The 20,974-nt window shown below is 48.3% G+C and carries 15 protein-coding genes and 1 tRNA gene; 9 read left to right on the top strand and 7 right to left on the bottom strand.

All coding sequences use genetic code 11. The annotated features are described in order from the left end of the window. Nucleotides 1-115: 115 nt before the first annotated feature. The 7 genes from AB7U36_RS02810 to AB7U36_RS02780 all read left to right on the top strand — a co-directional run bounded on the left by AB7U36_RS02810 (nt 116) and on the right by AB7U36_RS02780 (nt 6,810). Nucleotides 116-202, top strand: a tRNA-Leu gene (locus AB7U36_RS02810). 175 nt (nt 203-377) lie between these two features. Further along, the gene (locus tag AB7U36_RS02805; RefSeq protein ID WP_428158291.1) at nt 378-1,340 is read left to right on the top strand and encodes a sigma-70 family RNA polymerase sigma factor; all 963 of its coding nucleotides are present in this window, start codon (nt 378-380) and stop codon (nt 1,338-1,340) included. Between the two features lie 37 nt (nt 1,341-1,377). Further along, a complete protein-coding gene (locus AB7U36_RS02800; RefSeq protein WP_428158290.1) occupies nt 1,378-3,132 on the top strand; it encodes a tetratricopeptide repeat protein in 1,755 nt (584 codons plus the stop codon). After that, a complete protein-coding gene (locus AB7U36_RS02795; protein ID WP_428158289.1) occupies nt 3,129-3,932 on the top strand; it encodes a hypothetical protein in 804 nt (267 codons plus the stop codon). The genes AB7U36_RS02800 and AB7U36_RS02795 overlap by 4 nt, the downstream gene beginning before the upstream one ends. Before the next feature lie 62 nt (nt 3,933-3,994). Continuing rightward, a complete protein-coding gene (locus AB7U36_RS02790) occupies nt 3,995-4,891 on the top strand; it encodes a P-loop NTPase (protein WP_428158288.1) in 897 nt (298 codons plus the stop codon). A gap of 4 nt (nt 4,892-4,895) precedes the next feature. Then, complete coding sequence (locus AB7U36_RS02785; protein WP_428158287.1) at nt 4,896-6,062, top strand: deoxyguanosinetriphosphate triphosphohydrolase family protein; 1,167 nt, start codon at nt 4,896-4,898, stop codon at nt 6,060-6,062. A 22-nt stretch (nt 6,063-6,084) separates the two neighbouring features. Beyond that, nucleotides 6,085-6,810 carry a UPF0280 family protein gene (locus AB7U36_RS02780; RefSeq protein WP_428158286.1) on the top strand — a complete coding sequence of 242 codons (726 nt, stop codon included), beginning with the start codon at nt 6,085-6,087 and terminating at the stop codon, nt 6,808-6,810. Nucleotides 6,811-6,892: 82 nt separating this feature from the next. On the opposite strand, the gene AB7U36_RS02775 is transcribed toward AB7U36_RS02780, so the two are convergent. Beyond that, the gene (locus AB7U36_RS02775; RefSeq protein WP_428158285.1) at nt 6,893-7,792 is read right to left on the bottom strand and encodes a diguanylate cyclase; all 900 of its coding nucleotides are present in this window, start codon (nt 7,790-7,792) and stop codon (nt 6,893-6,895) included. Nucleotides 7,793-7,920: 128 nt separating this feature from the next. Here AB7U36_RS02775 and lepA point away from each other — a divergent pair, with 128 nt between their 5' ends. Beyond that, the gene (gene lepA / locus AB7U36_RS02770; RefSeq protein ID WP_428158284.1) at nt 7,921-9,723 is read left to right on the top strand and encodes a translation elongation factor 4; all 1,803 of its coding nucleotides are present in this window, start codon (nt 7,921-7,923) and stop codon (nt 9,721-9,723) included. Nucleotides 9,724-9,730: 7 nt separating this feature from the next. Here lepA and AB7U36_RS02765 read toward each other — a convergent pair whose 3' ends face one another. Together AB7U36_RS02765 and AB7U36_RS02760 are read right to left on the bottom strand one after the other, a co-directional pair. Next, the gene (locus AB7U36_RS02765; protein ID WP_428158283.1) at nt 9,731-10,876 is read right to left on the bottom strand and encodes a M20 family metallopeptidase; all 1,146 of its coding nucleotides are present in this window, start codon (nt 10,874-10,876) and stop codon (nt 9,731-9,733) included. 71 nt (nt 10,877-10,947) lie between these two features. Beyond that, a complete protein-coding gene (locus AB7U36_RS02760; RefSeq protein WP_428158282.1) occupies nt 10,948-12,987 on the bottom strand; it encodes a GNAT family N-acetyltransferase in 2,040 nt (679 codons plus the stop codon). A 166-nt stretch (nt 12,988-13,153) separates the two neighbouring features. Here AB7U36_RS02760 and AB7U36_RS02755 point away from each other — a divergent pair, with 166 nt between their 5' ends. Then, the gene (locus AB7U36_RS02755; protein WP_428158281.1) at nt 13,154-17,356 is read left to right on the top strand and encodes a DEAD/DEAH box helicase; all 4,203 of its coding nucleotides are present in this window, start codon (nt 13,154-13,156) and stop codon (nt 17,354-17,356) included. A 16-nt stretch (nt 17,357-17,372) separates the two neighbouring features. On the opposite strand, the gene AB7U36_RS02750 is transcribed toward AB7U36_RS02755, so the two are convergent. From AB7U36_RS02750 to AB7U36_RS02735, 4 genes are all read right to left on the bottom strand, one after another. Beyond that, nucleotides 17,373-17,996, bottom strand: coding sequence for a hypothetical protein (locus tag AB7U36_RS02750; protein WP_428158280.1), 624 nt, complete (start codon nt 17,994-17,996; stop codon nt 17,373-17,375). Between the two features lie 15 nt (nt 17,997-18,011). Further along, nucleotides 18,012-19,385: an ABC transporter substrate-binding protein gene (locus AB7U36_RS02745; protein ID WP_428158279.1), complete on the bottom strand. Its 1,374-nt coding sequence runs from the start codon at nt 19,383-19,385 to the stop codon at nt 18,012-18,014. A 57-nt stretch (nt 19,386-19,442) separates the two neighbouring features. Continuing rightward, nucleotides 19,443-20,279, bottom strand: coding sequence for an ABC transporter permease (locus AB7U36_RS02740; RefSeq protein WP_428158278.1), 837 nt, complete (start codon nt 20,277-20,279; stop codon nt 19,443-19,445). Further along, nucleotides 20,266-20,974, bottom strand: a 709-nt coding sequence (locus tag AB7U36_RS02735) for an ABC transporter substrate-binding protein (protein ID WP_428158277.1), incomplete at its 5' end; no start/stop codon positions are given. The genes AB7U36_RS02735 and AB7U36_RS02740, both read right to left, overlap by 14 nt.

Below are 20,974 nucleotides of genomic sequence, written 5' to 3'. Positions count from 1 at the left end.
TCCTTTAAAATTCAAACAAAATACTATTGACAAATAAAAAAAACAAATATATATATCTCAACCATCGCATTTAGGCAATCCTTAAATGGGTTGCCGACAAAGCGATTAAGAGTGTGCCGAAGTGGCGGAATTGGTAGACGCACTAGTTTCAGGGACTAGCGAGCGTACGCTTGTGGGAGTTCGAATCTCCCCTTCGGCACCAAAAAAAAATCAAAGCCCTTGTCAATCAAGGGCTTTCGTATTTTTAACCCCGGTTTTTTTATCGGTACACGCCATTTGTCCTTAAGATAACCAAGTGGTAATATGCAACTATATCGTTTTCAGGCCAAGTATGATAATAATAGAGGTCAATCTAATTCAATATTAAAGGTTCCTAAATGGAAAATGTTGTTGACCAAGAGAATCCCACAGTTGCCAGAAAACTGACCAAGAAGGACTTTTTGGTACCTGCCGGCAAAACCAGGGTCAGCACCTCAAAAGCCCTGGTCAAATCCGATCCCATTCAAAGTTATCTTAATGAAATCAATCGATATAAACTTTTGACCCGGGAGCAGGAAATTGAGTTGGGCCGGCGGATTCAGGAGGATAACGACCAGGAAGCCGCTTATATAATGACCACTTCCAACCTGCGTCTGGTGGTGAAAATTGCTTTGGAATTTCAACGTATCTGGATGCAGAATCTTCTTGATCTCATCCAGGAGGGCAATATCGGTCTTGTCCGGGCCGTAAAAAAATTTGACCCGTATAAAAATGTCAAATTTTCCTATTATGCATCGTTTTGGATCAAGGCATATATTCTCAAATTCATCATGGACAACTGGCGAATGGTCAAAATCGGGACCACCCAGGGACAGCGCAAGCTTTTTTTCAGATTAAAAAAAGAGAAACAGCTGCTTTTTGAGCAGGGTTTTGATCCCAAACCCAAGCTGTTATCCGAACGTCTGGGCGTGTCTGAACAGGAGGTGGTGGATATGGACCAGCGCCTGGCCAACTGGGATCTTTCCCTGGACGAACCGCTTAAAGATGATTCCAATACCGAGCGCATTGAATTTATTAACGCTGATTCTGATTCCTCCGAAGACCGCCTTGCCAAAAAGGAGATTGAAGATATCCTGTACACCAAGGTGGATATGTTTAAAGAGACCCTTAACGAACGGGAACTGGATATTTTTGAACGCAGAATTTTTTCCGATTCTCCCGAAACCCTGCAGGACATCGGTGAAGTTTATAATATCTCAAGGGAACGGGTTCGGCAGATTGAAAACAACATTATAAAAAAAATGAAAGCATATTTTAAAAAGGATATGCCGGATTTTGACATGTATGACCATGCCCAGTAATGGTCGTATTCCAAAAGTTTAAAAAGGCATGCCGTACATGAAACACCTTATTTTTACCCTGACCCTGGTTTCAGTCTTAGGTTTTTTTTTCGTTTCAGGCTGTATCAGGGAACCGGGAGAGCCCGGCCCGGAACAATCCAGTCGCCAAATTGCGGATCAGGACCTTAGTTTGAACCAGAGCAGTGATTCCCAGGCTTCGTACTACTATCTTATGGCACGGCGCTACGATAGTAAAAATGAAGCCGATCAGACACAAAAAGCCCTGGAAAAGGCCATTGAAAAGGATCCGGAATCCTGTTTTCTGCAGCGCGAATACATCATCTGCCTGCAGAAACAAAAAAAGTCAGGTCAGGCCATGGCGCTTGCCCAACATCTGGCAGAAAAATATCCGGATAATGTGGAAAATCTGCTCCTGCTTGCCCGGCTGAAAAAAGGGGATGAAAAGGACATGACCATCCTGCTGGAACGGATACTGCAACTGGCCCCCGAGGATAAAGAGACCTTTTTACGGCTGGGCAAAGTGTATATGGATGAGGGCATGACCCAGAAAGCCCTGAATCTGTTCTCCCGGATGGCAAGCATATTTCCCGACTATTATGTTGCCCACTTCTACCTGGGAGAAACCCTGCGGATGGCAGACCAGCCAGCAGCAGCCAGGGAATCTTACCTTAAAACCATAGAACTTGAACCCGATCTTCTTGAACCCAGGTTCCGGCTGGTAGACGTATATAAAACCCTGGGTGAAGAAAAAAACAAGACAGAAATTATAAAGAATCTCAAAGAGATTCTGGATGCTGCCCCCAAAGATGAACGGGCATTGATAGAGCTTGGCCTGTTTTATTTTGACACCAATGATTTTCAAAACGCGGACGACATCTTTGCCGAACTTGGCCGGGAAATCTGGAAAAACCCGGACCTGGTGGTAGATATTGCCCAGATCCTGATACCGGAGCATAGATACCAGGATGCTGTTACGGTATTCTCCCAGGTCAGGAATACCGTCCCCGGGAATGCCAACATCAATTTTTTTATGGGCATGGCTTATGAAGGCTTAAAAAAACCGGATAAAGCCATTGAGTGTTATCTGAAAGTTACGCCCGATCACTCTCAGTATAAAAAAACAATTCTAAGCATTGCTTTTCTCTACAGGGACATGAACCGCACAGAAGAGGCGATTCAGTTCTTGGAACAGCACCACAGGCAAAGCCCGGCAGACATTGATATTACCTCGTACCTAGCCTCATTTTACCAGGAGGAAAACCGCTACGACATCGCCGTCACCATGCTGCAGCATGCATTGAAAGAGACCCCGAAAAATACGGCCCTGCTGTTCAAGCTTGGTGCTGTCCTGGATACGGCAGGACAGCGTCAGGAGAGCATTGAAACCATGAAAACCATTATCAGACTGGATCCCCAACATGCATCTGCACTTAATTACCTGGGATATACCTATGCGGAAATGGGCATTCATCTGGATCAGGCTCTGGAACTGGTACAACGGGCACTTAAGATCCGACCTGAAGACGGTTATATCACGGACAGTCTGGGATGGGTTTATTTTAAAAAACAGGAATATGGCAAGGCTGTTTTCTACCTTGAGAAAGCCGTTGAACTGTCTGACTATGAAACCGTTATTGCCACCCATCTGGCAGATGCCTACATTAAAACCGGACAGCATCAAAAGGCAGTTGACATGTATAAAAAAGCCCTTGATAATGCCAGACCGGATCAGGAAAAAGAGATCCGGGAAATTCAGGAAAAACTTAAAAACTTAGAAAATCCAGGGAAATGACGGTGAAATATCTGCATTCTCGACATCCGGAACGCCCCGGTCTCTGGCATCCAGGCCTTGGCATTATTGCCGCACTCCTTTGCGCTGTCATGCTGACAGGACCGGGATGCGCCATGCTTGGGCCTCAATTCGGGAAACAGACAGACACCCATGCCGAAGATATCATAAACCACATTCAGGCGTTCAATGCACAAATTTCCACATCCAAGGGCATCGGCGAGCTGACCCTGACCCGGGGCATTCGAAAGGAATCGTATAAAATCGCCTGGGCTGCCCAGGCGCCCAACCGGCTGCGCATGACCCTGCTCATGTCCGGCCATCCTGTTGAAACCATTGCCTCTGCCGGCCAGTGGGTTACCTTTGTCTCCCATACCGGTGCCCACAAACCCCATTCAGCCGCATCTGCAGACCCGGACCTTGATCCTTATATCAATATCCCGTTGCGGTTGTCTGAACTGGTCAGCCTTCTTCTTGGAAGGGTGCCGGAACATCCCTTTGACCGGGCCTGGATTGTTCCTGAAAAACCGGATACCGTTTTTGCCTCACAGTCATTTTCTCCAAAAATCCAGGAATTTTTAACGGACGAAACCGGAATACCCATGAGGTATCAGGTACTCGATAAAAAAATGAATGTCATTTTCGGAATATGGTATTCCCAATTTTTTATTCGCGATCATTTCATTCTGCCCGGGGTTATCACCATAAAAGACGGAGACAAAAGGGCCATTGAGATCTCCTTTAAGAATCTTATACCCAATATTCCTGTAAAAGAATCCATATTCAGGTTGACAGGATCATGAAGATGAACATAATTTAAAAGGTTTTATTATTACCATACCTCATAAGGAGATAACTATAGATCATGATTCACAAAAGCGTTGACCAGGCCCAAAAAGCAAGTAGCTGTTCCCAGCAGAGCTGTCCATCCCAGCAATCCCAGAATGATGCTGCAAAGCAGCAAATGGAGATGGAAGCAATGATCAAGTCCAATCTGGCCAAAATTAAAAACAAAATATTTGTTCTGTCCGGCAAAGGCGGTGTGGGCAAAAGCTCTGTATCAGCAAATCTTGCGACAAGTCTTGCAAAAAAAGGATATAAAACCGGTCTTATGGATGTGGATGTCCATGGTCCTTCCATTGCCCAGATGTTCGGCATGAAAGACCTTTTAGATATTGATCCCGGCACCAAACTGCTGTTACCCAAACAAATCAACGAAAATCTCAAAGTGGTCACCGTCCAGGCGTTGATGCAGGATAAGGACCAGGCCATCATATGGAGAGGTCCTGCCAAAACCGGCATCATCAAGCAGTTTGTGGGTTCGGTTTGCTGGGGAGAATTGGATTTTCTGATTATCGACGCCCCGCCGGGCACAGGTGATGAACCGCTCACTGTCATACAAACCATTCCGGACGCCAAGGGTATCATCGTGACCACCCCCCAGGAAGTCGCCCTTGCAGACATCCGCAAATCCATTTCCTTTTGTAAAACCGTTAAAATGGAAACCCTTGGTGTACTGGAAAACATGGCCGGATATACCTGCCCGCACTGCAATCAGTTTATTGATCTTTTCAAAAGCGGCGGCGGAGAAAAAACCGCCAAGGCACAGGGCTTAAATTTTCTGGGCTCCATTCCCTTTGACACCCGCGTCGTGGCATCCGGCGATGATGGTGTGCCCCTGATGACATATGAGGCAGACGGCCCCTTTAAACAGGCATTTACAAAGGTGGTGGATAATATCCTCAAGCAGATTGAAGGATAATTAGTTGAGTCCGGACAAAACACTCCGGGCACTGAAAGCCCGCCTTGAACAAAGGGAAACCCAAACCCTGGGCACCCGGGCCTGTTTTTCCAAAAATGCTGTACGGCGGTATCCGGAAGACCGATCTGACACCGAATACCGCCTTGCTTTTTCCACAGATGCTGACCGCATTCTCAACTCCCTGGCCTACACCCGTTACAGTGATAAAACCCAGGTGTTTTCCTTGATCAACAATGACCATCTCACCCACCGGGTTCTGCATGTGCAGATGCTTTCCCGGGTGGCAAGAACCATTGGCCGGTACCTTGGACTGAACACCGATCTCATTGAAGCGGCAGCCATTGGCCATGATATCGGGCATACGCCCTTTGGCCATGACGGCGAGCGTTTTTTGTCCCGCCTTACCCAGTCAGCAGGGGCGGGACACTTCCTTCACAATCTTCAAAGCATGCAGTTTTTAGATGTCATTGAAAGAAAGGGCAAAGGCTGGAACCTGACTCTTCAGACCCTGGACGCTATTGTCTGCCACAACGGAGAGGCCCATGCAAGGGCGCTTACCCCGGCACCGCCGCGGGATTTTGCGGATCTTGATGCAATGGTCAGGCAGATCCGGGCCGGGGCCATGGGTGATGTGCTGCCCATGACCATGGAAGGGTGCGTGGTCCGCATGGCCGATACGGTTTCTTATATCGGAAGGGATTTTGAGGATGCTGTCCGCCTGAAGATTGTGGCCCGGGACCAGATCCCCGGCACCTGTCGTGAACTTTTAGGGGGTACCCAGGGCACCATTGTATTTAGTCTGGTCACGGACCTGATCAACACAAGCATAGACCAGGACTTCCTAGGATTTTCCCCTAAGGTGGCTCATGCCCTAAAAGAATTAAAGCAGTTCAATTACCAATTTATTTACAAAAACCCCTTAATAAAACAGCACCTGGCAGGGATTGAAGATATTTTTAAATCGTTGTTTGACAGATACATGAACGATCTGGCCAAAGCAAATGAGGCTTCCGTCATTTATTCCCAGTTTCTCAACGGCATGGATGCCACCTACCGTTTAAACCACAGCCATGCCGAGATTACCCGGGATTTCATTGCCGGGATGACCGACTCCTATTTTATCCGCCAGGCCCCGGACCATTTGCGCCCTGTCCCCATTGACTGGGTATAACGGCAGAGCACCGGACATGCCAATGTTTGAAAACCGCAAAGTTTACCGTGTTTGCCACCAGAAACAGGGGCTGGTCACCTTTCATGTAACCGTAAAGGAGACCAACCTTAATATCCAGGCAGATTCGGATCTCAGTGAAAAGGCTCTGCGGTCCGTTCTGACCCACCGCCAGTACATTGAAAATCACATCTCCCGGGTTCCCGGGTTTGCCGACAGCCTCACACCTTTACCTGATCCGGGGATAGCCCCCAAAATCATTTGTGAAATGACCACGGCGGCAAAAACCGCTGGTGTCGGCCCTATGGCAGCCGTGGCCGGCGCTGTGGCCCAGGGTGTGGGAAGAGATCTGCGTCAATGGTCCGCCAATGTCCTGGTGGAAAACGGCGGTGATATTTTCATAAAATCAGATACCCAGACCATATTCACCATATATGCCGGGTCATCACCTTTGAGCATGAAAACCGGTATTAAAGTGGCCCGGCGCCCTGATTCGTTTGCCATGTGCACTTCCTCGGGAACCGTGGGTCATTCCAGAAGTTTTGGCAAGGCTGATGCCGTATCTGTGCTGGCAGAGTGCTGTGCTCTGGCCGATGCTGCTGCCACAGCCCTTTGCAATCAGGTCCAGACCCCCAAAGACATTGAAAGTGCCATTGCCGCAGGCAGGCGCATGACCGGGGTTCAGGGTATTGTCATCATTTCAGGAAAACAGATTGGATTGTGGGGCGCCCTTGAACTGGTCAGACTATGAAACCGGAGCAAATGCTGTGATCATCCTGCCTAATGAATCCAGCAAAGTGCCAGTTCATCAGTTTAGTAAATTTAAGACAGGATTAACAGGCTACGCTTAACTGATTCCGGCCGTTTTCTTTTGAAAGGTACAATGCTTTATCCGTGCGTTTGATAAATGAGGTGAAGTCTTCACCTCTGACAACTTGTGCAGCACCGATACTGATGGTCACAGAGGCCTTCATACCGTTTTCCGGTATGAACACAGCTTCCTGGACATGGTCCCTGATGCGGTTGCCCACCAGACAGGCTTCCTTTAATTCTGTTTCCGGCAAAATCACGGCAAATTCCTCACCGCCGTAACGATAAGCGGAATCCATGCTGCGCAGGCAGGAGGAAATGATCATGCCCATGCTCATGAGCACCTTATCGCCTTCCAGGTGTCCCCAGGTATCGTTGTATCTTTTAAAAAAATCGATATCCAGCAGAAGAAGTGATAAATCCCGGGAGTAGCGCTGGAAACGTTTGATCTCCTGCTTGATATGATGAAAAAACTGCCGGGAATTGAACAGACCTGTTAACCCGTCGGTTATGGCCAGCTGCTTCATATCTTCTAACAGCCTCTCCCTTTCCTTTTTAAATGCAGCTTCTCTGAGCATCCGTTTGATTCTTAAATCCAGCTCTTCAAAACGGAACGGCTTGAAGATGAAATCGCTGGCTCCGGCATTAATGGCCTCTTCATAGGAATAATCAACAGAATATCCGGTCATGACCATAACATTGATGTCGTACTGTTCCCGGATCAGTCGGGTCAGTTCAAGTCCGTCCATTCCCTGCATCATGATATCCGTTAAAACAATATCGGGCTGGAAGGTTTTCAAAACCTCAATGGCCTGGAATGCATTTTCAGCACTTTTAACCTCATAGGTCATCAGTGTTAAAAATTCTTCCACAGATTCCTTGATTGCTATATCATCGTCAACAATGAGGATGGCATGGGCCATGAGCTTCTCCGATATAAATAGAACGCCTTGAACAGCGGCTGTTCTTGACACCGTAAATTACAATTGATAAATGTATAGCCTTATTATATAGATACACCTTTTTTGTCAACGCTTAGTTTGGAGTCTAATTGAAATACGATCCTCTGCATATTAGAAATTTTTCTATTATTGCGCATATTGACCATGGCAAATCCACCTTGTCTGACCGGCTGATTCAGCTATCCGGTATTATAGAAGATCGGGACATGAAAGAGCAGATTCTGGATTCCATGGATATTGAGCGGGAAAGGGGAATTACCATAAAATCCCAGACCGTATCCCTTCCCTATACGGCTCCGGACGGCAGCAAGTTTCTGCTGAATCTCATTGATACACCGGGGCATGTGGATTTTTCCTATGAAGTGTCAAGGGCCCTTGCTTCCTGTGAAGGCGCCTTGATACTGACCGACGCATCCCAGGGGGTAGAGGCCCAGACCCTTGCCAACCTGTACCTGGCCATGGAACATGAACTTGAGGTCCTTCCGGTCATCAATAAAATTGATCTGCCGTCGGCAGAGATTCAATGGGTTAAAGACCAGATTGATGAGGATTTGGGCCTTGACAGCGACCAGGCGCTTCTTGTGTCTGCAAAAGTTGGGACAGGTGTTGACAAAATTTTTCAAGCCATTGTTGACAAGATACCCGGGCCCACCGTGGAAAACACAGGCGCATTCAAGGCCCTGATATTTGACTCTCACTATGATGCTTTCAGAGGTGTTATCATTCATGTCAGGATTTTTGAGGGAAGTATCCAAAAAGGGGACCGGATACAGTTCATGTCCAATAATGCGATCTACAAGGTCGAAGAAGTGGGACTGTTTCAGATCAAGCGTAATCCCCAGCAAAGTCTTGAGGCGGGTCAGGTTGGGTATTTTATTGCAGGGATAAAGCTTATATCTGATGTTAGAATCGGTGATACCGTGACCATGCCGGATAAAAGATGCGACAAAGCACTGGGCGGTTTCAGGGAACCTACGCCTGTGGTGTTCTCTTCCATGTATCCGGTGGCAGCCGACGATTATGCGGAACTGACCGAGGCCTTGGAAAAACTCAAGCTCAATGATGCCTCCCTGATTTATGAAAAGGATTCATCTTCCGCACTGGGGTTCGGGTACCGCTGTGGGTTCCTGGGACTTTTACACCTCGAAGTGGTTCAGGAACGCCTGGAGCGGGAATATGATATTTCACTGATTTTAACCTCTCCTTCGGTTCAGTATGAAGTCACCTATGCATCAGGGGAAGTTAAGATAATTGATAACCCAACCGAATATCCTGATCCCACGGAAATCAGATGTGTCAGAGAACCCATTATCAACGCCTCTATTATTATACCGGATAAATATATGGGCAATGTCATGCAGGTCTGTCATGAGTTCCGGGGCGTCAGCACCAATTATCAGTATCTGACCTCCAACCGTATGGAAATGAAATTTATCCTGCCTTTGGCCGAGGTGGTTTATGAATTTTATGACCGGCTTAAAAGTGTGACCCAGGGCTATGGTTCCTTTGATTATGTAATTGCAGGCTACCAGGAAACAAATCTTGTAAAACTGGATTTTCTGATAAACGGGGAACGCGTGGATGCGCTTTCCATGCTGATTCACCGGGACAAGGCAGAGACCAAGGCAAGAGCTGCCTGCAGAAAACTGCGTGAAGAAATCCCAAGGCAACAGTTTAAAATCCCCATCCAGGGTGCCATTGGCGGTAAGATCATTGCCAGGGAAACCATTTCTGCCTATCGCAAAGATGTGACAGCCAAATGTTATGGCGGCGATATTTCAAGAAAACGCAAACTTTTGGAAAAACAGAAAAAAGGCAAAAAAAGAATGAAGATGGTTGGATCTGTGGAGATCCCCCAGTCGGCTTTCCTGTCTGTACTGAAGTCGGACTAAATCGTGTCTATATTTGGGCCAGGATATGGGCGAATAATATACAGCGCTCCCACAGGCTTGCCTTTTCAATGTACTCATCTTCGCTGTGGTCTTTTGCGCCCACCGGCCCTAATCCGTCAATGACAGGGGTGCCTGTCTCTGCAATGGTATTGGCATCGGACACGCCCTGGCGTAGTTCATCAATAACAGGCGTACCAAGTTGGGTTGACAGCTTCTGAATTTGTTTAAACAGATCCTGCCCCTGCCTGGTTTTGGGCATGGCCGGGCGGCTTGAAATAAGCTCTACAGCAGCGGTGGTCCCGGGGACAAAGGTCTGATTTGTCAATTCGTTTATCCTGGCGCGGATCAGATCCGATTGTGCGGATTCAAGAAACCTGAAATCAAGGTCAGCCACGGCTTTGTCCGGTACGGTATTGGCCCCGATACCGCCGGCAACCGTTCCGACATTGGCGGACATGCCATGTTCAGGATCATTCATTGCCTCTATACAGACAATTTTATGGGCAAGCTCAAGAATGGCACTGGCCTTGTTTTCACCTGCAAAAGCGGCATGGCCTGCTTTTCCGGTAATTGTCATTTGCATACGCAAATTTCCCTTTCTGCCGGTTACAATCTCGTTGGACAGGCCTCCTGCTTCCAGCACATAGGCCAGACGGGACCGGGTAGCCTCCTGTGCAATAAGTTCCCTTGATGATGGAGACCCGATCTCCTCATCACTGTTAAATATAAACGTCAAAGGAATATTGTGCATGAGCCCTGCATGGATGAGCGCCTTGATGGCAAAAATCCCCACAACCAGTCCGCCTTTCATGTCCGCCACCCCGGGTCCGAAACAGCGTGTAGCGTCCTCTTTGTACCAGTTAAAGGAAGATTGTGGCAAGAATACCGTATCCATATGCCCGGTAACAAGGATCTGATCCTTATGATCAGCAGTCTGTCCGGGACTTTTTACGATCAGATTGTTGCCAAGGTCTTTATTGTCAGTGAATGTGCATGTAAAACCGGTTCCCGTGAACGCTTGGGCAATTCGCTGGCCAACCCGGTCAACGCCCTGTTTATCTTTAGAAAAACTGGGGATAAGAACAAGTTCTTCAAGTAATTTAAATAAAAGCGTTTTATTGTCAATGATATAGTTAGTAATTTTTTGATTCATATTGTCGGATGCCATGATTCCTTGGGGTTCATATTCTTATGCCTCGACCATAACCTTTTAGACGATACATCCTAGGGCACCGACCCGTGGGCCACAAAGATATTCTCCGATGCAAAGGCCCCTTTTTCCATCAGGGTGGCGCCAAGCTGCTTAAACGTTGCTTCCGTTTCCAGATCCCAGTCCTTATATCGCTTTAAATGCTGTTGCTTGAAACCGAATACAATATCGAAAAAGAGTGAGGGACCCAGCATTTGTGTGGTGACCGGCACGATATCGACCTGGGCCGCGGCAAAACCCAGTTCCCCGAAGTAGCCCAAAAGTTTACGCCCCACATGACGATCTCCGCCGTATCCGGCCTGGGCCCGTGCTACCCGTGCCTCCACAGCCTTCCATCCCGGAACTTCCGGATGAATGAAGATCGTCCCGTCATCTACGTCCAGGATGCAGACGATGCCGCCCGGACGGGTCACCCGCCGCATCTCCCTAAGACAAACCAGGGGATCCGGGATATGCTGGAACAGCAGCCGGGCATAGGCGAAATCCACACTGGCGTCATCCAGGGGGATGGCCTGGGCCGTTCCTTCAAGGAACCGGCACCGGCGGCCTTCGGATGCCTGTTCCCGGGCAAGAGCCACGGCCCTGGACCGCAGTTTTGCCTCGGGCTCCACCCCGAAAACCTGACTGGACGGGAAGTTACGGGCCAAAAGCAGACTGGTGATGCCCGGGCCAGATCCCAGGTCCAAAATCCGGTCCCCGTCGGTCAGGCCGATCTGTCGTAAGCGGCTGAACTCAAGAACTTCAGCAATCTTCGCCTGGCAGCTCAACCGGGCGAATTCGCCCTGGGGATCGGACAGGGTGTCAAAGTGGTAGGACTCTGTCCGGGCCTCGGTCCGCCTGACTGCTGTCCGGATGGAGCGGGCCATATGGCGGGACGGACTGCGGACTGCGGCGTCCGGCCCTGTTTTTTTTTTGCTCAGATGGTCGGCCAGGGCGGTGTTGGCCGCAGCCGTGCGCCGGGCCAGGATGGTCAAAAGGTTTTTATAGAGTTGAATCGCGGTGCCCGGATCCTTCCTGCCGAGCTGGTCGAACAGGTGCTCCGGCAGGAGAACCACCTCACTGTCCTCCAGGGCGAGGATCACGGTGGAGGACCGGATGCGGGCCAGGGTGATCAGTTCGCCAAACGGTTCTCCCGGCCTAATTAGGTAAATGAAGTGGGGATTTGCAGCCTCTCCCACGCCGACTCCCAATGCCCCGTCGATCAGGATGCCCATGGCCGCTTCCCATTCGGTATTCACCTGCACTGTTTCGTTGTTGGAAAGGAAAATCCTCGGCAGGTTCGGTAAAAGAACCTCCAGCACAGCCTCGGGAATATCCTGGAACAATTTCCGGGAGGGTTCGGGTGTTATTGCAGGGGAGGCATAGGCCAGCTGAGCCCAGAGGCTCCGGTGGGTAATCCGGGTAAACAAAGGTGTTGCGAACATGGGGAACCGTTCCTTGATCACGCCTGCGGCCCAGCCGTGATCATCTCGGTCCTGGGGAAGAATCAGGTGCAGGGGACTGCCGGTCTTGGATAGATATTCCCGGTCATTGATGCAGCCGACCAGCGGCACCTGCATCTGGCCGTGGCGGTCGAAATTCGGCAGATAGGGACGCATGCCCAGCCGGTGATACAGACTGACCATTCCCAGACGACAGATGCAGAGCGCCACGTTGACGCGGGTTTCAAGCAGATGGCGGAACATGTCGGCCAGCAGCAGCGAGATCACCGTACCGCCCCGATAGGCAGGCAGCACCGCCAGGTGGGAAATGAACACAATGGTTTCAGGATCAAACAAACCGGATAAGGGCTCAAATCCCAAGGACCGGACCAGACCTTGGTCCGGCCGCCCCCTGGACAGGCGGTTCACCCGGACGCATCCCACGACTTGCCCCTGTTCGTCCATGGCCACGAAGTGGTCTGCCCAATCATCCAGATCGTCCCTGATCCGTTCAAGGGTATGGTCGGTGCCCGGTAACTCCCGGCCGCACTCCTGAACCCATATCCGGTAAAGAAAACGGTATACGCCCTGCCGGTCCTCATCACCGGCAGGACGGCTGATGATGATATTCATGGCATTCTCCTTAAAACATGGAAAACATTTTTAAAAGGCTTGCGGAATAGTTAAAAAAATGCTTAACAACGATATTCTAAAGGGTTCTGCTGATGGCGGTTTAGTCGCGTACCTCGCGTACCTTTTTTGTGCCGCATTTATTATATATAGTATAGGAAAAATTGCCATGATTAAAAACAATACACTCAAAGGGGAAAAACTGCTGGGTATTTACAGGGAACACCTGTCCCTTACAATGCAGCACATTGTTCAGATACTGGCAATCCATGTGTTTCCAATGAGGCAGAAAGAACTGATCTATTGCTTGGATCAGATGGGAGAAAAAGATTGCAACGGAAAAAGATTTTCAGGTCAATCCATCCAAGATCTTATAAAAGAGCTTGAAAGGTTGGAAATGATTCTCAAAGCGCCTGGAAGCGTGTCCTGCAATACGCTTATAAAACCCCATGCCCTGGCGGACGCAGTCCTATCCGGAAAATTTACATCTATGGCCAAGATTGTTTTAGATTTAACGGGGTTTGAAGCCGGAATATTAAAAATGATGGATGGAAGGGCCCAAGGATTTGACCGGAATCTTCAAATCAGTCTATTTGTCCATGACGATCCTAAGATGATCTTATCTCTCTGGCAAAACGCACAATTTTATATTCCTGTGGATTTCAATGAAAAACCGCCATTATTAACCCTTCTGAACCAGCCTTTTAATCCCGCGCTGTTTAAAACAATGAGCCATGAAATTCAGGCCCATATCCTGCCCATAATGTTTGCAGAGGCTGATATCCGTTTAGACGACTGCCGGGACTTTTCAGAATATGCAGTTGAATTTTATTGTTCGCAAAAGGGAATGGAAAAACAAAAAACCAGGTTATTGGAGTTTTTACTATTATGCGGACGGTTCAAAGAATATGATACTATTTTGATGACCATACCGGAAGACTGCTACGAGCATATGGTTTTCCAGGGTATGCGCAGTCTTGTTTACAATGAAGACACAGCATTACCATGGTTTAACAAAGCGCTTTCCCTTTTAAAAAAACAAACCCGTAAACGCAAAATATTTTTGCCGGGGCTTCCGGGCCTCATGTTTCTTTTTGCCCTGCTCAAGACAAAGGACCCGGGTCAATATCAAATTGCGCTGGCCCACATTGAAACCGCATTGAAAAAACAAGAAATGTATTCAATTCCTATTGATCGGATCGCATATTTATTCAAGATGTTTGAGGCCAAAGAAAGCGTGATTGAGGCAGAATCAAGCAGGTATGATAAAATTGAAATTAAAAATTTCAAAATCCGGTTTTTCTTTATCCTGATCATGGCATGGAGAAATCATGAGAACGCAAAGCGCCATCTGAATGAACTGAAACAGATTCATCAAAAAGCGGCAGATTCGGGTTTTCTCTGGTTAGCCGCGGAATCAGCCATGCTTCTGGCCGACCTTGGCAATGATCCGGACACAAACATTGAATACGCAAAATCTGCCCATAGCAACTGGGGAACAGCAAGCCTGGTCAATATGATTCCCCAAATACCTGTGTGGGAAAAAATTTTAACAGCCTTAACCCACATAAGCCAAAGCAATAATACCAGCCCAGGGGATAAAACAGGCAATCCCGACCAGAGAATGATCTGGCTTCTCTCTTATTTTGAACGGGCAAACAGTGTGGAAATTACCCCCAGGTTACAGAAATTGACGAAAAAGGAAACCTGGACAAAGGGGCGGGCCGTGGCATTAAAAAATCTGCATGAAAATTTTGAAACCATGGACTGGCTGACGGGTCAGGATAAAAAGATCTGCAAGGCGATTAAAGCAGATTCTTTTCAGTCAGGATATAGCAGCGATTATTATAACTATGCCCAAACTTCGTATCGATTTGACATGGATAAAGCCCTTGAAGCCCTGGTTGGACACCCCTTGATCTATGCAGACGAAGAGATTCAAACCCAGGTGGAAATTATTGAAGGGGAACCTGAACTCAGGCTGAAAAATGAAAAGGGACAGTTGCGGATGACCATGGACGCAACACCCCTGATCAATGGAAACAACACCTGCCTGGTTCGTGAAACCCCAACCCGGTTCAAATTGATCAAATTTTCACAACATCACCAGCAAATTGCAGCGCTTATCGGAAAAGACGGCCTGGCACTGCCCCAAAAAGCAAAGGAACATGCGCTCAAAGCGGCAGCAGCGCTGGCATCCTGTGTCCAGGTCAACTCGGATTTTGCGATTCCCGGCAATGAACATGCCAAATCCGTTATCGCCGATCCAACGCCACATGTTCATATCATGCCGTTTCAAGATGGAATCAGTGTTGAATTTATGGTTCGGCCTTTTACCGATTCCGGTTCATATTTTAAGCCGGGGCAGGGCGGTATCCATGTGTTTTCCCAGAAAGAGGATGAAAAATTAACAGCGCAAAGGGATCTGGCAAAAGAGAAAGAATGCCTTGAAGAAATTGTCCGCCTTTGTCCGGCAATGGAATATATCTCTCCTGTGGATAATCAGTGGCAGGCCGGAGAACCCGAGCAGGCATTGGAGCTGCTTTGTGATCTGAAAAATTGTGAGAACAAGGCAATACTTGAATGGCCCAAGGGAGAAAAACTGAAAATCGCTTCCCAGGTGTCCTTTGACAGTCTGAATCTGAAAATTCAAAAAGACCGGGAATGGTTCAAGGCCAGCGGCTGCCTGAAACTTGACAATGACCTGGTCCTTGATTTGGCACAGCTCATGGAACTGCTCTCAAAAGCCACAGGACGGTTTCTTCCCCTGGATGAGAACACATTTGTCACGCTGACCAAAAGCTTAAAAAATAGCCTTGACGAACTTAAAACCTATAGCGCCCCCCATGGCAACGGTGTCCGCATTCCGCCCCTGGCCGCTCCTGCCATGGAAGACCTGATTGATCTGGCAGGGCATCTGGAATCAGATAAAGCCTGGAAAGATCATTGTAAAAAATTAAAGCAGAGCATTTCTCCAGAACTTCCAGGCACCCTTCGGGCAAGCTTAAGGGATTATCAGAAAACAGGGTTTGATTGGCTGGCCCACTTGATTCACTGGGAGGTCGGCGGATGTCTGGCCGATGACATGGGGATTGGCAAAACTGTCCAGGCCCTGTCCGCAATCCTGATGGTTGCAGACCAGGGGCCTGTCCTTGTGGTTGCTCCCCTTTCTGTCATGTCCAACTGGCAGGAAGAATGCCAACGGTTTGCCCCCACACTTCATCCCAAAATATTTGGTCCCGGAGACCGGGATTTATTTCTTGACGCCCTTGGGCCCTTTGACCTGGTGATTGCAAGCTATGGCCTGTTGCAGACCGAGGCTGACAAGCTTGCCGGGATCAATTGGCAGACCATTGTACTTGACGAGGCCCAGGCCATTAAAAATATGAAAACCAAGCGTTCCAAAGCAGCCATGAAGCTTAACGCAAGGTTCCGGCTGATCACCACGGGAACGCCTGTGGAAAACCATCTGGATGAACTATGGACCCTTTTCAATTTTATCAATCCAGGTCTTTTAGGCAGTTTCAAAAGGTTTCGGGAACAATTTGTCCTGCCCATTGAGCGGGATAATGACAAAGAGGCTTTAAGGCGTCTCAGAAGACTTGTACGTCCTTTTATCCTGAGGCGACTGAAAACCGATGTACTGACTGAACTGCCTGAAAAAACAGAAATTACTTTGTATGTGGAGATGAATCCGGAAGAAGCCTCCCTTTACGAAGCCCAGCGGTTAAAATCCCTTGAAAACATTGAAATGTCCAGTGACACAGCAGGTGCCAGGCATTTGAAAATACTGGCAGAATTGACCCGGCTGCGGCGGTTGTGCTGCAATCCTGCCCTGGTTTTTCCGGAGGCAAATATCGAAAGTTCCAAGCTGAAAGTGTTTGCCGATACCGTGAACGAACTGCTTGCCAATCAGCACAAGGCCCTTGTGTTCAGTCAGTTTGTAGGACATTTGGAGATTCTCAAGGCTTATCTTGATAAGCAAAAGATCTGCTATCAATACCTGGACGGCACAACACCTGCAGAAGAGCGCCAAAAAAGAATCCTGGCCTTTCAAAAAGGCCAGGGCGATCTTTTTCTTATCAGCCTGAAAGCCGGGGGTGCGGGCTTAAACCTGACCGCGGCAGATTACGTTATTCACATGGACCCATGGTGGAATCCGGCCGTGGAAGACCAGGCATCGGACCGGGTTCACCGCATCGGCCAGACCCGGCCGGTAACGATTTACCGCCTGGTGGTCAAAGGGTCCATAGAAGAAAAAATTATTGGGCTGCATCGTGAAAAACGCGAGCTTGCTGAAAATCTTTTGGCCGGTAGCGATGCTGCTGCCAGGATTTCGGCGGATGAGTTGCTCGAATTGCTTAAAAAATAAGGGCATTAACCCTTTATTACTCTTTTTTCTTTTCCCAGAAATCACGGCTTTCCTGGAGAATGTCACTGATATCGTCATCCAGCATATCCTGGCCGGTCTCCGTGTATCCATCTTCCAGGTCAATATCCGGCAGTTCACCGGCGCTTAAATCTTCTATGTCATCTGCTTGGGTTAAATCATCAATCAGTTCATCACTGTCATCTGCTTCAAGAAGATCTGAGCCGTCCTGATCAAATACAGACTCATCTTCAAGATTTTCAATTTCCAGTCCGGGTTCAGCGTCCCGGATATCATCAGACAGGTCTTCCCCGGATGCTTCATTGGGTGCATCGTCATAATCCGGAAGGTTAATGGACAGATGGTCATCCAGGTCTGATGCCTGCACCATACTTTCACTATCTTCAAGCAGGTTGCCGTTCCGGTCAAAAAGCAGGCTGCCATCCAGATTGATTTCATAATCAAGCCTGAACGCTACGTCATTGTCATGTACGACAATCCGACCGCCTTTGGGGGACAATGCCCTTACTGTCAGGCGTTCCTTGAGCAGATCCCTGACTGCATCAAGATCCAGATCTTTCTGGACCGATGCAATGAGGTCTTTTTCTCCGTTCAGTATGACTTGGGGATCTGTAATTCTCATGCATAACTCCTTAGTTTATCGATTGAATGCGATGTTGGCAAAACTGGGATCAATAAAGTTTTCAAGGTCAATAATTTTACCGATTTCCATGACATCATGCATGTATTTTTGAATTTTATCAAGCGCTTCTGCATCCGGATAGAGTCCATCCCAGCGTATGGCCATGGGCTGGGAAAATACATTTTGAAGCACCTGGGGATTCAGACCCATTTTACCTTCGGGATCCAGGAATTTTACACCAATGTCCGCAGCCCGGGCCTTGTCGTTCTCAATATATTCACCGGTTTCCACCAGCAGGGATACAAACTCCTGGACAGCATCGGGATGTTTCTGGATAAAGTCCTTTTGCATGGCCACAATACAGCAGGGATGATTTTCCCAGCGTGAGGCTGAATAGAATTCCAGGTTGCCGATTCCCCCCTTGATGGCTTTGGTGGCAACCGGTTCTGCAACCATGAATCCGCCCACATCCTCGTTTTCTTTCATAATGCCGGGCATCTTGATGGGAGGAACCACTTCAAAGCGTACATTAATGGCCCTTTCTCCGGGAACACCGGGTTTGAGCCCCAGTTCCTTTAAAAATTTATGGGCAAGCATGTGGTGAACCGACATTTTGTGGGGAATATCCACAACTTTGTATTTGTAAAAGCTTTGCAAAGAGTCAAACCTGTGATCATAATGCCTAGACCGCACAAATGTGGAACCGTTCTTGTGGGCAAACAGGACCAGTTGAATGGGGGAGTCATAGGCAAACAGATCCATGGCAATGGGTGCCAGAACAAATGCACAGTCGATTTCCCCGCTTTCAAGGCCTTCCTGTATGGGGTTCCATCCACCCATCAGGCTGGTGGACAGGTCAAAGTAGCGGGGCTCCACATCCCCTTGGTTAATCCGGTGTTTCAGGGCGCCCAGTGCAAGGTGGTCGGTGATCTGGATGTGGGCCACATTAAGTTCAACGCGGCCTCCGATAATGCTTCTCTCTTTTGTTACCCGCTGTTTTTTCATCCCTCCGGAGAAGGCCTCTTCAATGGCTTTTAATATTTCCTCCTCATTAAACGGCTTCGGGCAATGGGCATTGCCGCCGGCTTCCAGGATGTCTTTCTGCTTGCCCATGTCAGCCTGGGCTGTGGCCATGATAAAAGGCAGATCCTTGAATTCCTCCAAGGCCCTTAATTGTTTGAGAAATCCCAGACCATCCAGCGTGGGCATGTTCCAGTCAGATATGACAAGATCTGGTTTTTCAGCTTTAACTTTTTCAATGCCGTCTATACCGTTCACCGCCATGACAAGATTTGAAAATCCGACTTTCCCTAGAATTTGTTTGAACATTACCCGCATGGTTCCTGAATCATCTGCCACAACAATTTTAATATTCGGGTCTACCGCCATAAAATGCTCCTTAGGTCCTGTAAAGGTATTACATATAAAAAATTAAAAATCATATTTCTAAACATCGTCGGCCCATGACCACCTGAACCGGTGCTGCAATTTCTGGAAAACTCTGTCGAGCATAAATCCCAGTATGCCGATGGCAATTATCAGGGCCATAAGTTTGTCGTACTCCATGGTATCCCTGGCATCGTTAATCAGATAGCCTAAGCCCGATGATACCCCTAAAAACTCTGCCGGGACCAAAACAATCCACGCAATCCCCAATGCCAGCCTGATACTGGTCATCATATGGGGGACGGAATATGGAATAACAATCGTCTGAATGAGTTGAAGGTTATTGGCACCCTGGTTTAAAGCCATTTTTATCCACTGAGGATTAATATTCATAACACCAATCGCAGTGTTCAGTATTATAGGACAAATTGTCGCCATGACAATTAAAAAATGAACAGCGGATTCAAAGCTTGTAAATAAAAGCAGTGCAATGGGCATCCAGGACAGGGGGCTGATCATTCTTACGAATTGAATCGGCGAATACGTCAGCTTGCGAAGACGTGTAAAAAAACCGATAAGCACGCCCAGTGGAAGCCCGATGGCCGCTGATATGGCGATGCCGACAACAATTCTTCCCAGGCTTGCAAAAACCGACACCCAGAATCTGGAATTCTGAAACGCGTCTGCCAGGGCCGCCAGGGTGGGGCCGGGCAGAAATCCCTTAAAATGGGACAGTCCGGGCCGGGTGAAGATGAACTGTGTGACAACTGCCCAGGCACAGACAGACAGGATAAGTCCGGCCAGTTCATATTTCCAGCCCGACCATGCCCGGGTTAAAAATGGTGACAACCCGACCAGAACAGATCTGTCATGGATCTTATTTTCAGTTGATTTCAACGGTTTCTTCCCGGGTAAATGCATCTTTCATGTCGCAATGGCAGAACCCTTTCATGCCCCCCATGTCGTCAAGGGTTTTTCTGACAAAACGGTCGTCCACAAGTTGTGCCACCGCTGTATTTGTATCAAGGGTTGCCAGGAAATCCGTGTTGCCTTCGACTTTGGTTTTTTTCATTTGTTCCAGAATAAATCGGGTGGCTGATGGAAACGGAAAAGGCTGGAACCCGATTCTTTCCACATGCCACTGGGGATGCACCAGTTCTTTTTCGGGAATGTCACCAAAGACCCGGTTAAGGACGGATTCATTTACCGGCAGAAATCCTTCGCCCTCCCTGCTGAGCAGGTGGGCGGTTTCCCTGGGATTCTGCAGGCACCACGCCTGGGCGCGTACAATGGCGTTCACCGCCTTTTGGATCATGGCCTGATTTTGCAGGATCAGATCGTCTTTGACCACGATAACACAGCAAGGGTGATTTTTCCAAATATCTCCTGAATATCGCATTATTTTTGCTGAAAATTTTTCCTGGGCCAGGGCGTTGAAAGGGTCTGCCACGATAAACGCGTCTATTTTTTTTCCCAAAAGCGCCTGGGGCATATCCGGGGGCGGCAGGATAAACAGGTTCACCTCGTGGGGGGCAAGCTTTGAGCCCGGCGGACGGATTACAGGCTCAAGCCCCTGGACCTGAAGGCCTAAC

It is taken from the genome of Desulfobacter sp. (assembly GCF_050177295.1).
The sequence above is the reverse complement of the archived record's forward strand: the minus strand, read 5'-3'. Positions and strand labels throughout refer to the sequence as shown.